Source organism: Bradyrhizobium sp. STM 3809 (assembly GCF_000239795.1).
In the GTDB taxonomy this organism is placed as follows: domain Bacteria; phylum Pseudomonadota; class Alphaproteobacteria; order Rhizobiales; family Xanthobacteraceae; genus Bradyrhizobium.
This window is the reverse complement of sequence record NZ_CAFJ01000128.1, coordinates 1-14,150: the sequence shown is the minus strand read 5'-3', so window position 1 is coordinate 14,150 and position 14,150 is coordinate 1. Positions and strand designations below refer to the sequence as shown.

General features: G+C 68.4%; 10 protein-coding genes. 4 read left to right on the top strand and 6 right to left on the bottom strand.

Annotation, left to right across the window (positions count from 1 at the left end):
* The coding region (adh, locus tag BRAS3809_RS06500; protein ID WP_035655546.1) for an aldehyde dehydrogenase at positions 1–1,444 on the bottom strand (1,444 nt) is incomplete at its 3' end.
* Between the two features lie 147 nt (positions 1,445–1,591).
* Positions 1,592–2,554 (bottom strand): helix-turn-helix domain-containing protein, encoded by a 963-nt coding sequence (locus BRAS3809_RS06495; protein WP_008961297.1) that lies wholly within the window; start codon positions 2,552–2,554, stop codon positions 1,592–1,594.
* A gap of 338 nt (positions 2,555–2,892) precedes the next feature.
* Between BRAS3809_RS06495 and aroQ the strand changes: the two genes are divergently transcribed.
* Both aroQ and BRAS3809_RS06485 read left to right on the top strand, forming a co-directional pair.
* Positions 2,893–3,348, top strand: coding sequence for a type II 3-dehydroquinate dehydratase (gene aroQ, locus BRAS3809_RS06490; RefSeq protein ID WP_008961296.1), 456 nt, complete (start codon positions 2,893–2,895; stop codon positions 3,346–3,348).
* Entirely contained in the window at positions 3,348–4,382 is a 1,035-nt protein-coding gene (locus BRAS3809_RS06485) for a Gfo/Idh/MocA family protein (protein WP_008961295.1), read from the top strand. Before aroQ ends, BRAS3809_RS06485 begins: the two co-directional genes overlap by 1 nt.
* 19 nt (positions 4,383–4,401) lie before the next feature.
* Here BRAS3809_RS06485 and BRAS3809_RS06480 read toward each other — a convergent pair whose 3' ends face one another.
* The 4 genes from BRAS3809_RS06480 to BRAS3809_RS06465 all read right to left on the bottom strand — a co-directional run bounded on the left by BRAS3809_RS06480 (position 4,402) and on the right by BRAS3809_RS06465 (position 12,196).
* A complete protein-coding gene (locus BRAS3809_RS06480; protein WP_008961294.1) occupies positions 4,402–5,844 on the bottom strand; it encodes a CapA family protein in 1,443 nt (480 codons plus the stop codon).
* On the bottom strand, positions 5,823–8,672 hold the full coding sequence (locus tag BRAS3809_RS06475; protein ID WP_240535610.1) for a DUF3160 domain-containing protein: 2,850 nt from the start codon (positions 8,670–8,672) through the stop codon (positions 5,823–5,825). The genes BRAS3809_RS06480 and BRAS3809_RS06475 overlap by 22 nt, the downstream gene beginning before the upstream one ends.
* A 156-nt stretch (positions 8,673–8,828) precedes the next feature.
* Positions 8,829–10,475, bottom strand: a complete 1,647-nt coding sequence (locus BRAS3809_RS06470) for an outer membrane protein (RefSeq protein ID WP_008961292.1) — start codon at positions 10,473–10,475, stop codon at positions 8,829–8,831.
* Between the two features lie 740 nt (positions 10,476–11,215).
* Positions 11,216–12,196 carry a catalase family peroxidase gene (locus tag BRAS3809_RS06465; protein WP_008961291.1) on the bottom strand — a complete coding sequence of 327 codons (981 nt, stop codon included), beginning with the start codon at positions 12,194–12,196 and terminating at the stop codon, positions 11,216–11,218.
* 332 nt (positions 12,197–12,528) lie between these two features.
* On the opposite strand from BRAS3809_RS06465, the gene BRAS3809_RS06460 reads away from it, so the two are divergent.
* Both BRAS3809_RS06460 and BRAS3809_RS06455 read left to right on the top strand, forming a co-directional pair.
* Positions 12,529–13,053, top strand: a complete 525-nt coding sequence (locus tag BRAS3809_RS06460) for a ParB N-terminal domain-containing protein (RefSeq protein WP_008961290.1) — start codon at positions 12,529–12,531, stop codon at positions 13,051–13,053.
* Between the two features lie 236 nt (positions 13,054–13,289).
* Positions 13,290–14,150 (top strand): cytochrome P450 family protein (locus tag BRAS3809_RS06455; RefSeq protein ID WP_035655545.1); only part of this gene is annotated, 861 nt, incomplete at its 3' end.

The following is a 14,150-nucleotide window of genomic DNA, read 5'->3' as shown; positions in this document are numbered from 1 at the left end:
CCTTGTGGGTCTCGCGTCCCACGCCCGACTGCTTGTAGCCGCCGAACGCCGCATGCGCCGGATAGGCGTGATAGCAGTTGGTCCAGACGCGGCCGGCCTGGATGGCGCGGCCGAAGCGGTAGCAGGTGTTGGCGTCGCGACTCCACACGCCGGCGCCGAGGCCGTAGAGCGTGTCGTTGGCGATCGCCAGGGCCTCGTCCTCGGTCTTGAAGGTCGTGACCGAGACGACCGGCCCGAAGATCTCCTCCTGGAACACGCGCATCTTGTTGTGCCCCTTGAACACCGTCGGCTTGACGTAGTAGCCGCCGGCGAGATCGCCGCCGAGCAGATTGCGCTCGCCGCCGATCAGGAGCTGCGCGCCCTCGTTCTTGCCGATGTCGATATAGGACAGGATCTTGTTGAGCTGCTCGGACGAGGCCTGGGCGCCGATCATGGTCGCCGGGTCGAGCGGGCTGCCCTGCACGATCGCGCCGACGCGCTTCAAGGCACGTTCCATGAAGCGCTCGTAGATCGACTCATGGATCAGCGCGCGGCTCGGACAGGTGCAGACCTCGCCCTGGTTCAGCGCGAACATCACGAAGCCTTCGATCGCCTTGTCGAGGAAATCGTCGTCCTCGGCGCAGACGTCCTTGAAGAAGATGTTCGGCGACTTGCCGCCGAGCTCGAGCGTCACCGGGATCAGGTTCTGCGAGGCGTATTGCATGATCAGCCGCCCCGTCGAGGTCTCGCCGGTGAAGGCGATCTTGGCGATGCGGTTCGAGGATGCCAGCGGCTTGCCGGCCTCGAGGCCGAAGCCGTTGACGACGTTGAGCACGCCGGCCGGCAGGAGATCGCCGATGATCTCCATCAGTACCAGGATCGAGGCCGGCGTCTGCTCGGCCGGCTTGAGCACGACGCAATTGCCGGCGGCGAGCGCGGGTGCAAGCTTCCACGCCGCCATCAGGATCGGGAAATTCCACGGAATGATCTGGCCGACGACGCCGAGCGGCTCATGGAAGTGATAGGCGATGGTGTCGTGGTCGATCTCGGCGATCGAGCCTTCCTGGCCGCGGATGACGCCGGCGAAATAGCGGAAGTGATCGATCGCGAGCGGGATGTCGGCCGCGGTGGTCTCGCGGATCGGCTTGCCGTTGTCCCAGGTCTCGGCGAGCGCGAGCTTGGCGAGATTGGCCTCCATGCGATCGGCGATCCGGTTGAGGATCAGCGCGCGCTCGGTCACGCTGGTGCGCGCCCAGCCATCCTTGGCCGCGTGCGCGGCGTCGAGCGCGGCCTCGATGTCGGAGGCATCGGAGCGCGCGATCTGACACACCGGCTGGCCGGTGATCGGCGAGATGTTGTCGAAATACTTGCCGGCGTTCGGAGCCTTCCAGGCGCCGCCGATGAAGTTGTCGTAACGCGCAGCGAAAGGCGGCTGGAACGCCGCATTGACGTCAACCTTGGTCATCTGTCTCTCCCATTCACGCCGATGCACACGGCGTTGGAGAGAGGCTCGTTCAAACCGGGTTTGCAGACCAGTAGGCGGCGGCGGCGCGTCGCCGGAAGTGTCGCAGTTCTGCGACAGCTCGACGCCGGATTGCGGATTGCGCCGCGCTCAGCGCTCCAGCCCGAGCCGCTTCATCTTCCGATGCAAGGTGGCCCTGGACATGTCGAGCTCCTTGGCGGCCCTCGACACGTTGCCGCCGGCGCGCGCCAGGGCGCGCTTCAAGACCGCGCGTTCGGCGGCATCGATGTCGTCACCCGCCGTGGGCACGCCCTTGATCAGGTCGCCTGCCGGCACCGGACGCGCCAGCGCCGAGGCCGACAGGCCGAGTGCCCGACGCGCCGCGCGGGTGGCGCCGACGACGAGATCGTTGCCGTCGACCGCGAGCATCGAGTTGATGTCGCGCTCGCTGTCCGGCGTCAGCACGATGCGCGCATGCGGAAAGGCCTGGCGGAAATTCTCTGCCTCGATCAGGCGCGCGGCATCGGCGACCGTGGTCGCGATCAGCCGGCCGAAGCCCTCGGTGAGATCGGCGCGGCAGGACGAAACGTCGAGTGCCGCTTTCAGTTGGCCGTGCTCGTCGAAGATCGGCGCGGTCGTGCAGAACAGCCTGGCATTGCGGGTGAGATAGTGCTGATCGCGGTCGATGGTCAGCGGCCGCTTCTCGACCAGGCAGGTGCCGATCGCGTTGGTGCCTTCGTGCCGCTCGCTCCACACCGCGCCGGTCCACAGCCCCCAGGAATCGAAGGTCGAATCGTCGCCGCGCGCGCCGCGCCGGTCGACCACGGTGCCCTCGGCATCGGCCAGCAGCACCGAGCACCCGACGCCGCCGACCGCGAGGAACAGCCGGTCGAGGCTCGCCTGCGCGATCGCGAGCAGCCGCCCCAGCCGCTCGCGCGCCGTCGCGATCTCGGCGGCGGTCAGGCGGCAGGATGGCGCATGGGTGGCGGGGTCGAGCGCGTGGAGATGGCCGGAGCGGCGCCACGATGCCGCCAGCGCCGAAACCGCCGGCGCCCCCTTGGCGACGACGTCGATCACGCGGTCCGAATGGGAATTCCCGGGCGAACGCCCCATCTCCCTCCTCCGGCTCTCTCCCCTGCCCCTGCGGTCGGCGACCGTCCCGCGGGTCTTGACGTCATATTGCGATGACTACAACACCCCGCCTTGATCCCCGTCAAGGCGACCTCCGGAGGAGGTGCGCGGCCGGCGGAACGGCCGATCGACGACGGATGTTGCCAACCGCGCGCGCTTCGTGGCAAGCACCTCCGCGCGGCCCCGCTCGGCTGGGCAAATCCCGCGATCGGCGTGCCGCGGCAGAGTGACACCCTGGTCGGAGCCCGGCGACGGGATATCCGAAACCGCTCCGTCGCAGGCGGGTGAACATCCTGCGCGTCCCGAACCGGAGTCTCCGCATGAGCCGCCTCGTCTACGTTCTCAACGGGCCCAACCTCAATTTGCTCGGCAAGCGTCAGCCCGAGATCTACGGCCATGAGACCATGGCCGATGTGGAGCGGGACTGCAGGGCGCTCGCGGGCGAGCTCGGCCTTCAGATCCGCTTCCACCAGTCGAACCGCGAATATGAGCTGATCGACTGGATCCACGAGGCGCGCGAGACCGCCGCCGGCATCGTCATCAATCCCGGCGCGTTCACCCATACGTCGGTCGCAATCCTCGATGCGCTCAACGCGTTCGACGGGACGGTGATCGAGGTGCACATTTCCAACGTGCACAAGCGCGAGGAATTCCGCCACCATTCCTTCGTCTCCAAGCGCGCCGACGGCGTGATGGCCGGGTTCGGCACGCAGGGCTATCAGCTCGCGCTGCGGCGCGTCGCCAAGCTGCTCGACGACGGCAAGGCCGGCGCCTGATGAGCCGCCCGGTCCGGCTGGCGGTCGCCGGGGCTGGTCTGATCGGACGGCGCCACATCGAGCAGATCATCGCCTGTCCGGAGGCGGTGCTGACGGCGGTCATCGATCCCGCGCCCGCGGCACGAGAGCTGGCGCAGGCGCTGGGGGTCCGCTGGTCGCCATCGCTCGACGATCTGCCCGCCGAGGACCGGCCGGAGGGCGTGGTGATCGCCACGCCGAACCGGATGCATGTCGCCAACGGCATGGCCTGCCTCGCGGCGGGCCTGCCGGCCCTGATCGAGAAGCCCCTGGCCGACGATGTTGCGGCGGCGCAGGCGCTGGTCGAGGCGTTCGAGCGCGCCGGCGTGCCGCTGCTGACCGGCCACCACCGCCGCCACAATCCGATGATCCAGCGGGCCAAGGCGGAGATCGAGAACGGGCGGCTTGGCCGGATCGTCGCGGTCAGCGGCCTGTTCTGGCTGATCAAGCCGGACGACTATTTCGACGCCGCCTGGCGCCGCGAGCCGGGCGCCGGGCCCGTGCTGATCAATCTCATCCACGACATCGATCTCTTGCGCCATCTCTGCGGCGACATCGTCGCGGTGCAGGCGGCGCAGTCCAACCGCGTGCGCGGGCATGCCGTGGAGGACACGGCGGCGATCATTCTCCACTTCGCCTCCGGCGCGCTCGGCACGTTCAGCGTCTCCGACACGGTGCAGGCGCCGTGGAGCTACGAGTTCACCAGCGGCGAAAACCCGGCCTACAGCCGCACGCAGGAAAGCTGCTATCAGATCGGCGGCACCAAGGGGTCGCTGGCGATCCCGCAGCTCGATCTGTGGCGGCATCCGGACGCGGCGAGCTGGTGGGCGCCGATCGCAAGCGAGCGGCTGAGCTACCGGATGCAGGACCCGCTCGCCCTGCAGATTGCGAATTTCTGCGCGGTCATCCGCGGCACGGCGGCGCCTGTCGTCAGCGGCCGCGAGGGGCTGACCACGCTGCGCGTGATCGCCGCGATCAAGCGCGCCGCGGCGTCCGGGATATGCGAGCCCGTCTGAGGCCTCGGTTTTCGCGCGTTCAGCCGCCCTGCGTGAAACGCTGCGCACAGCGCGCGGCGAGATCGCCGTCGCTCACGCCGGTGAAGCCGAAGCCGTTCCACGCGTAGACCTGCGTTCGTGTCGACGACGGCGTGGCCTCGTCCAGCATGATGAAGGAATCGCCGCGATGCAGCGCGCAGAGATAGGACTGCCCTGCGGCGTCGGCGATCAGCACCGCATCGAGCAGCGGCCAGGCCAGCGCCGAGCCGCGCCATTTCGCCACCAGGCCGTGCGCCGTGACCTCATAGACATAGGGACGCGGACCGTCCTCGCCGTCGATCGGCGAGGCATGGCGCTCGAGCGTGAACAGCAGCGGCGGCTGATCGGCGGCGAGGCGTCCGGCTTCGGCCGACAGCAGCGCGCGCGGCGGCGTGCGCCAGCGGCCGGCATCTCCGCGGCCTTCGAGCACGAGGTGATCGGAGACGATCTCGCCGTCGCGGATCCAAGGGCTGATCGCCAGCCCGGCGACGCGCAGCGGCGCGCCCGCTGTCACGGGACATTGGGCGAGACTGGGCGACGGTGGTTGCGTGGTCGACAAGGCGGGATAGGCGGAGCCATCGGGCGTGGCGGTGGCCAGACCGCTGCAGGCGAGCCGATCATCCCTGATCTCGCAATCGGCGATCAGGCCGCGCTTGGTCTGCGGATATTTCTGGTCGAACACGTGGTTGCCGAGCGAGTAGAACACCGGCTTGCCGTCGAGGCAGGCCGGCGGCTGCACCACATGCGGATGCGCGCCGATGATGAGATCCGCACCCTGCGCGACCAGCCATTTCGCCGCGGCCTCCTGCTCCGGCACGACCCAATCGGCGAGCTCCTTGCCCCAATGCACGGACACGATCACCCAATCGGCCAGCGCGCGTGCCAGCCGCAGCTTCTGCGCGACCTGCCAGGATGGGATCCGATCGATCTGATCGTCGCGGCCAGGGACGAGGTTCAGGCTGATCAGCCCGAGCGTGCGGCCGCGGACCTTGACGAAGGACGGTGACTCCGCGGAGCCGATCGCGCCGAGCCCGGCCGCCTGCAGCGCCTCGCGCGTCGCCTTGCGCCCTGCGGCGCCGAGATCGCCTGCATGATTGTTGGCGGTGCCGAGCGCCGTGAAGCCCGCATCCTTGAGCAGCGGCACCAGCTTCGGCTCGACCGCGAAGCACAGCTCCTTCGGGGCGTCGCAGGCGTCGGCCGCGCCGACGGTGCCCTCGAAATTGCCGACGACAAGATCGGCGCGCCGGAACATGTCGCGCAGGCCATGCCACGGCGACAGGCCGCGACGGGCGTCGATCTCCCGCGCCACCTGGCGCGACAGCATGATGTCGCCGGTGAACAGCAGCCGCGCCGCATCAGCCTCCGCTGCATCTGACGCTGCCACGCCTGACAGCATGAGCAGCAGCGCCAGCCATGCCCGCATCACGGCTGACGCGCCGGGCACGACAGCACGTTCGCGGAGAGATGCCGCGCGACCCAGTCCGGACGCGCCTGCTTGTCGACCATCTTGCGCCACTCGGCATCGTCGAGCGGCCGCGGCGAGGCGAACTCGTAATAGGAATAGACGCCGCCCTTGACGATCTCGGAGCGGCCGTTGTGCGGCACGATCTGGTCCCATTCGAGCGGCCGGCCGACGCCGAGCTCGCGCGTGCCGGCCGGCGCATCGGCGACGTCGACCACCTTCATCATCGGATCGGGGTTGGACAGCGCGTATTGCGGGTTCGACAGGCTGGAGAAGATCAGAAAGTTGTGCTCGGCGGCGCGGCCGACATATTGGATCAGCTTGTAGTCCTCCGCGCTCAGCGCCTCGCCCTTCAACTCCTTCTCGGCGATCCTCTGATACTTGCGAATCGTGTCGCGGGACTCGGTCAGGCGGCGGATGATGCCGTCGCGCAGCCGGCCGTTGGCGGCAGCATCGGCCGCGAGGCTCCGGCTGTCCCGCACCATCGCGATTGTGGCCTCGAACAGGTCAGCGACAGCCGCGAAGCTCGCGGGATCGGGCTCGACATAGCCGCGCGGCGGCTGCATCACGATCGCCTCGAAGCCGCCCTCGCCGCATTCGGCGACGGTCTTGTCGTTGACCAGCACGGTGGCGTGGCGCAGCGTCGCCCATGAGGCGAGCCCGGTCTGCAGGCGCTTGGCGTTCCACACCGGGCCCGCGACGGCCGACGACGTGGTGCTGTCGGCCCATTGCGTGGCGAGCGCCGCAATCCAGGAATCGTAGAGGCTGCTGCGCGATTTGCCGCCGGCGGCGGCAAAGCGCTGCCGCACGGCTGCGATGCGGTTGCCGAGATTGGGATAGGTGGCGATGTCGCGGCTGAGCAACTCACCCGCCAGCCGGTTGCCCGCGATCGCCGCGACGTCGAGGCCCGAGGGCAGCAGCCGCGAGCCGCCGTCGCGGGACGTGATGCGCTCGGCCTCCGGCCGCTCGGCATGATCGACGACATTGTCGAGCGCCTCATTGTCCCAGCCCCAGGACAACGGAAACAGCCGCGTGCCGCGCGTATCCGGATGCGAGGCGATGGTCGAGGGCGCGCCGCCCCAGACCAGATCGAGCCGCGAGGAGGCGATGAACGGCCGGTACACCGCGATCCACTCGGTCGCGGCCTTGCCGACGGCGGCATCGAGGCCGCGCAGCATCGCGGTGTCCTCCGGCGAGAGCGGCAGCGCGCCGAGGTAGCGCACCGCTCCGAAATAGCGCTTCTGCGCCTCTGTCGTGTAGTGGCCGCGCGGCTTGAACTGGGCGAAGTCGAGGGGCGCCTGCAGCGCCAGCGACTGCTCGGTGCCGCCAGCAGCGACGATCAGGCGCGCTTCGGCATTCGACTCGCTGCGGCCGTCGAGCACGGCATGCGCCGCGGCGAACGCCTTGGCCATGCGGCTGCCCGGATGGCGCTTGGCAAGCTCCGCGTCCGCCGCGGCGACGAAGCGCGCGAAGGCGGGCGCGGCCTGCTCGCGCTCGAGGATGATGAACAGACCGTCGAACGCCGCGCTGTACAATTCCCAGAACAGGTCCGTGGTCACCAGATAGGGCCGTGTCGGCACCCGCGTGTCGGGCGCGCCGCATTGATAGGACTCGGTGTCGTAGAGCTTGAACAGCTGGTCCAGCTCCGGCAGCGGCCGGAACAGGCCGCGATCGCGCAGGAAGGCCTGCTGGTCGGCCGCGCTTTCCATGTACATCCAGGCATTGGCGACGTCGGCGAGCGGCACCGAGATCGGCAGATAGCGCAAGGTCTTCGTGTCGCCGCTCGCGGTCAGCGCGATGACGCCGCGGCCGTCGGGCATCTGCGAGGGCACGGAATCGAGCTTGTACTCGGACAGCGCCGGCTGGTCGGAGCCGTCGACCAGGCCCTTGATGCGGATGCCCGGCTGCCCCGCCTGCCAGTCGATCGTCGCGATGCCGTTCGGCGTGTAGGTCAGCGTGTGGCCGCAATCACGGCCGAACGGCGCGCTCTTGCCCCAATTGTCGGTGCCGTAGCTGAGCTTGTGCAGGCATCTCTTCTGGTCCTCCCAGACCAGCTGGTTGCCGGCCGGATGAAACTGCAGCGGCAGCGCCGACGGCGCGATGGTCGTGTTCGGCGTCTCGTCGTCGTCCTTCTTGCCGGCATCGCGCTGCGGCCCGACCACGGTGTAGAGCCCCTTGCCGGTCTCGGTCACCGTGCGCAGCGCATAGGCGCCGCTCGAGAGCTTCTCGCCGAAGAACAGCCGCAGCACCGGCGCCTTCTCGCCGTTCACCTCGTAGGGCCGCGGCCCGACGACGAGCCGCCGCAACGATGCGGCGGTGGAATACACCGTCTGCGCCGTGAAGCTCGTCGCCTTGGCGTCGAGCTTCAGGATCTGCGATCCGCGCTCGCCCGCTGCGAGCAGGAACACCGCCTTGCCGCGGGGATGCCAGGTGATCGAGGCCAGCCGCGTCTGCGCCGGCACGTCGATGCGGCGAGAGAAGCCGTCGCGCCCGAACGCCCAGAACGCCAATTGCTGGCGGCGCGCTGCGTCCTCGACGATCACCGCGACCTCGGTGCCGGCAGGCGAGGCCTCATAGTCGCGCAACGAGAGGCCGGGCGGCAGATCGAACGCGACGGCCTCGGCCGGCGAACGCGCCACCACGGTCTCCTCCTCGTCATAGGCGAACGGGCCCTGGTACGGCTCGGCCGGCGCCGCCGCCTCGTCGACCAGCGGGGTCTGCGCGCGGCCGCTCGTCATCGCGATCAGGAGGGCACAGCCGGCGAGCAGCGCATGCGAGACGATCTTCATCCGGTTCTCCAATTCCTTCACGCGAAACATCCCGCGCCGACGGCACGTCCGATGACTGGACCCATTTGTCCCCGGTCGTCGCCGAAACGTTCAAGACACGACGACACGTGCCAACGAAAAGGCCGCCTGGATCACCAGGCGGCCCTTCATCTTACAGGATGGCGTCCGATCCGTCCCTCAGCGGCCGGCGCGCGACAGCATCTCGAACCGGTAGTTCACGCCGATCAGCGCGGTGTGGATCTGGGTCTTCTGGCTGACCACGTTCGGGCCGCCGGTGATCGCCGCGGCCCCCGGCACGACGCCGGTCACCGTGCCGAAATCGGCGTAGTCATATTCCACGAATGCCGACCAGTTGCGGGCGAACATCCACTCGACGCCGGCGCCGGCCGTCCAGCCGCTGCGGTTGAAGGCGGCCATCGCCGACTGCCCGGTGGCGTTGTTGACGACGGCGACGCTGGTCCGCGTCCAGGCCGCACCACCCCGCACATAGGCCAGGATGTCGGGCGTCACGAGATAGCCGGCGCGCACCGTGGCCGTGTAGAGGTTGCGCGTCGACGTGTTCAGCGTGAGCTGCGGCCCCAGCGCGCTGGATCCGTTGATGATGCCGAGATCGGCCATCGCCTGGACGCCCAGGACGAAGCGGTCGATCTGATAGTCGCAGCCGAGCTGCAGGCCGCCGACCACGTCGCTGCCATTGCTGGAGACGGCGGTCGGGATCTGCACGGCCGCGACCGGCAGCGGTGCGACGCCGCCTCCGGCGACGGGCGGCGGGTTCTGGGCGGGAGGATTCTGCGCCGGTGGATTCTGCGCCGGCGGATTGTTGTTGCCCTGCGGCGGCGGATTTTTCGGCGGCGGGTTCTTCGGCGGCCAGCCCGGCTTGCCCGGGTGGTACGGCCAGCCGCCGTGATCATAGTTGCCGCCGTGCTTCTCCCAATGATCCTTGTCCGGCTTGCCGCCATAGCCGCCCTTGCCGTCGTCGTCGTCGCGCGGCTTGCCGCCCCAGCCGTAACCGCCGCCATGCTTGTCGTCGTCGTGATGATCCGGCTTCATCCAGGCGTAGCTGTCGTGCCCGTCCTTCGCCGGCTGCTTCGACCAGCCGAACGGAACGGGCTTGTCATAGCCCTCGTCCTTCTTGCCGCCCCAGCCGCCGCCCTTCTTGTCGTCATCCTTGTCGCGGCTCAGCCAGGAGTACCGATCGGAATAGCCGTTGGAATGCAGCTGCGACCAGCCAGCCGACTTGCCGTGGTCGTCGTCGTGCTTCTTGCCGAACCAGTTGTCGCTGTACTTGACGTCCTTGTAATTGTCGTACTTGTCCTTGTCGTCCTTGTCCTTGTAAGGCGCCTGCCAGGGCCACGACGGCTTGTCGCCGCCTTTCGACCCGACCTGTGGCCAATGATGGTCGTCGCGGTCATACTTGTCGTGATCATGCTTGTCGTGATCGTACTTGTCGTGATCGTACTTGTCGTGATCGGGCTTGTAGGGCGGCTTGTTGTTCGCCCAGTCGTGATCCTTGTCGTGATAGGGCTTGCCCGGCTTCCACCAGCCGCCGCCGTGATCGCCATAGACCGGTGGCTTGTTGGTCGGCGGCTTGCCTCCGCCATTGTTCCCGCCAGGGTTGTTCGGCGGCGGCGGGTTCGGCGGCGGATTTGCAACCACCGGCGGGTTCGCCGCGGGCGGGTTGTTGGCGTTGCCGACCGGCTGCGGGGCAGCCTGAATCGGCGCGGCGCCGGCATTGGCGACCTGGCTCCAGGTCTGCTGCTGGCGCGACCACGCCATACCGGCGTTGGCGCCGGCATGGCAGCCACTCCACCTGTAGGCGAACACGTCGGGCGGCGGCAGCGGGGGCGGCAGGGCGAGATCCGTCGCCCAGACCGATGACGTACTACCTGCGAAAGTCGATAGGCAAAGACACACGCCAAATACGCGACGCATCGAACTCATAACTCCTGAACACGTGCCGCAACAAACGACGGCCGCATCAGGAGGGGCAGATTGTGTCGCGATCTGAATTGAAAAATGTCATTGCTGGGGAATGCGGATCGCGGCGACGCGCCGCTAACAATTCGGTTTCGAGTGTTGCAGCGGAGATGCAGAATTCAGGCGAAATCGAGCGATGCGCGACACGATTGCGTCGCAGAGTGCGTTTCCGGCGAAGGCTGCGAGATCGTTCGTCGACGAATGTCTGCGCGACGCGTCACCGCGCGATGCGGCTGCATCCCTTGTGGCAGGGCGTTTCGTGACTGCGCGCGAAGCAACTAAGAAGGTGTTGAAGAAAAATACTCGCCTTGATTGCGACGACGAGTGCCGCAGTCGTTTCGCGCTCGGTGTGCCCTCGGCGCGACACGCATCGCATCGTCTGACGCTGGCGCGCAACGGTCGCCCTGGTCGCGCGGCGCCATCGATCGGGACAAATCATGGCGGAGCGCGCCGCAATGAGATCGAATGCGGCGAGACCTCATCGATCTCGCGGCAGGCCCGCGCGACCGCGGCCGCTGGGCGTCCACATCTGCGGCCCCCGAGCGAAGCGGCGCGCACGACCTATATCGGTCGCGCCGCTTGTGGCCTCACGGATTGCGCCGCGAGAACGAGATCGCGTAGGCGCCGTTGCGGATGTCGATCATCGGATCGTCCGAGGCCTCGATGCCGTCGGTGAGCTGGCCCGGCAGGAACAAGAGCTTCTTCTGCGCGGCGTCGCTGTCGGCGACCGCCTTGTCGATGGTGAGCACGCCGAGCTCGACCAGCTTGCGATCGTCGGGCCACGCCTTGGCCGGATCCTTGGTGTCGTCGCCGGCGGCGGCGAGCTGCGCCATGAAGCGGAAGGTCACCGGCCCCTGCTTCAGCCGCGCCGGCAGCTCGGCCATCAGGAAGTCCGGCGCGCGCTTGGCCGCGTCGTCCTTGTCGAGATGCACCACCTTCTCCGGCAGCATCTGCCAGCGCACCGCCTGCCGCTTGCCCTGCTTGTCGACGAGGACGAAGGCGTTGACGCCGAAATAGGCCTCGTCGGCGAAGCTGTCGGGCGTCGCGATGGTGCCGAGCGCCGCCGGCACCGTGGGATGGCTGCCGATGAACTGCTCGAGCCTGGTCGGCTTCGCCGCGTTCGGGCCGCTGTCGGCGATCGCCAGGAACAGGTCGCGCAGCTCCGCCGCCGTCGACACGGGGAAGACTTTCAGCGAGTTGATCACGAGGTCCATGTCGCTGCCGTCGGCGAGATGAAACTTCACCGCCATGCCGTGCGGATTGGCATCGCCCGAGCCGTCCGGCAGGTTCGGCACGCCGGTGGAGTCGGAGAACCGAACCGTCACCGGGATCGCGGCGCCACTGAACAGCGACGCCCTGCTCAACGTCGCCGCCTCCGCCGACGGCTTGAAACTGCCCTCCACCACCACGCCCTTGGCGTGATTGGCGCGGAATCCGGCGTGGACGCCGAATACTTTGTTCATGGCGTCGACGAGCTGCTGTTCGACCGGCGCGTCCTGTGCGAGAGCGGCGGCGGGCAAGGCCAAGGCGATTCCGGCCAGCGCGGCCACGAGCGTGCGTGTCTTCATGAGCGGCATCCTCCTGTTCAAGGCGATGCAGCATAGCAGCCGCGCTTGACATCAGAGCGACTTTCGTCGCGACGCGGTCGACATCGCGGTCAGCACGGGCCGTGGAACTCCGCGCGCGATCAGCGCCGTTCCGGGCTCACGCCCGCGCGCGCCCGGAAATGACGAGGGGTGGCGGATGAGGGATCTCGCTTCGACACGCTCACGCGGACGCGGCTTGCGATGCCCGCCCGAATGTCCCTATTGTATCCCCCGCGTGCCCGCGTCCCCTGCGCGATCGTGACAGTATGCGACCGCAGCATCGGATCCGCGCACGCCTTGACGGAGTTTCGCAAGTGTCCGCACCGGAAAGCTTCCCGATCGACAAGATCCACATTCCCGAGAAGAAGCGCAAAGCGCTGAAGCAGGATGTGGTCGACGAACTCGCCGAGAGCATCCTGGAGTCCGGCCAGCGCGAGCCCATCCTGGTCCGCCGCGACAAGGATCATTTCGTCCTGGTCGAAGGGCTGCACCGCCTGGAGGCGTGCCGGGCGCTCGGCGAGCCGGTCATCACCGGTCTCCTGATCTCGGCCGAGGAAGCCCGCCAGCGCGAGCTGCCGCCGCCGCCACCCGATCCGGAGCGCGAGAAGATGGAGCGGCTGCGCAAGCTCAGGCTGGAGAAGGAGGAAGCCGACAGGCTCGCCGCCGCCGCGCGCGGCAGCGCCGGCGCCCATGCCGCGACACGCCCGCGCGGGCCGGCCGATGCGACGCCCCGGAGCGCCCGCAATGCGACGACGAAGCCGTCGCGCTCCGCCGTGGCCGCGCCCAAGACGCTGTCGGACTGGATCAAGCAGCAGGAGCGCAGCGGCGGCCGCTACTGAGAGCGCCACGCCCGCCACCGCGCCCCCATCCCGAAGTCTTTGCAAGTCCGCGCCATCGACCAGACGCGTGCGGAGCAGCATTCTTGCGGCATCGCGCGCCGCGGAACCAGCCGCCATCAGACCTCGTTCAATCCGAGGCCGGTCATCGCCCGGCCCGTCGCAGCGGCATTGACTGCTCCATTGCTGCGCCTATCGTTGCGCGACACGCGCTGCCCCGCATCCCACAGGAGCGCCCCATGCCGACCGCGACCCTCGCCCCGCTCGACGAGACCATCGGAATCGCGGAGCTGACGCGCGATCCCTATCCGATCTACCGGCGGCTGCGGCGCGAGGCGCCGGTGCTGCGGGTCAAGTCGGTCGGCCGGACGTTCCTCACCAAGGCCGCCGACACGAAATACGTGAAGGACAATGCGGCGCTGTTCTCGTCCGACGATCCGAACACGCCGATGAAGCGCGCCTTCCTCGCGCACACCTTGATGCGCAAGGACCATGACGAGCACCGCGCCGAGCGCATGGCGATGATGCCCGCCCTGATGCCGAAGACGATCGAAGCCGTCTGGGAGCCGCTCTATGCCAGGTTCGCCGCCGAGGTTCTCGACCGGCTGCCGCGCGGCGAGGTGGTCGATCTCTTTCCCGCGCTGGCCGGCCCCCTGGCCGCACGCATCCTCGCGCATGTGATGGGCATTCCCGATGCCGGCGATGCCGACATGCAGCGCTGGTCGCAGGCCCTGATCGACGGCGCCGGCAATTTCGGCTGGACGCCGGGCCCGTTCGACGCCACCGATGTCGCCAACGCCGAGATGGACCGCTGCATCCGCGCCAACATGGCGCGCGTCCGCGCCGAGCCGGATTCCTCCGCGCTGTCCTTCATGGTCAACGCGAAGAGACCGATTCCCGAAAGCCAGATCATCGCCAATATCAAGATCGCGATCGGCGGCGGCATCAACGAGCCGCGCGACGCGCTGCTGACGATCCTCTACGGCCTCCTCACCAACCCGGAGCAGCTAGAGGCCGTGCGCGCGCAGGACAAATGGCGCGCCGCTTTCGAGGAAGGCGTGCGCTGGGTGGCGCCGATCCAGGCGAGCTCACGCCTCGTC

Coding starts and splice junctions, on each gene's coding strand:
- BRAS3809_RS06485 (WP_008961295.1), top strand. CDS start 3,348: ATGAGCCGCCCGGTCCGGCTGGCGGTCGCCGGGGCTGGTCTGATCGGA.
- BRAS3809_RS06465 (WP_008961291.1), bottom strand. CDS start 12,196: ATGAAGACACGCACGCTCGTGGCCGCGCTGGCCGGAATCGCCTTGGCC.
- BRAS3809_RS06495 (WP_008961297.1), bottom strand. CDS start 2,554: ATGGGGCGTTCGCCCGGGAATTCCCATTCGGACCGCGTGATCGACGTC.
- aroQ (WP_008961296.1), top strand. CDS start 2,893: ATGAGCCGCCTCGTCTACGTTCTCAACGGGCCCAACCTCAATTTGCTC.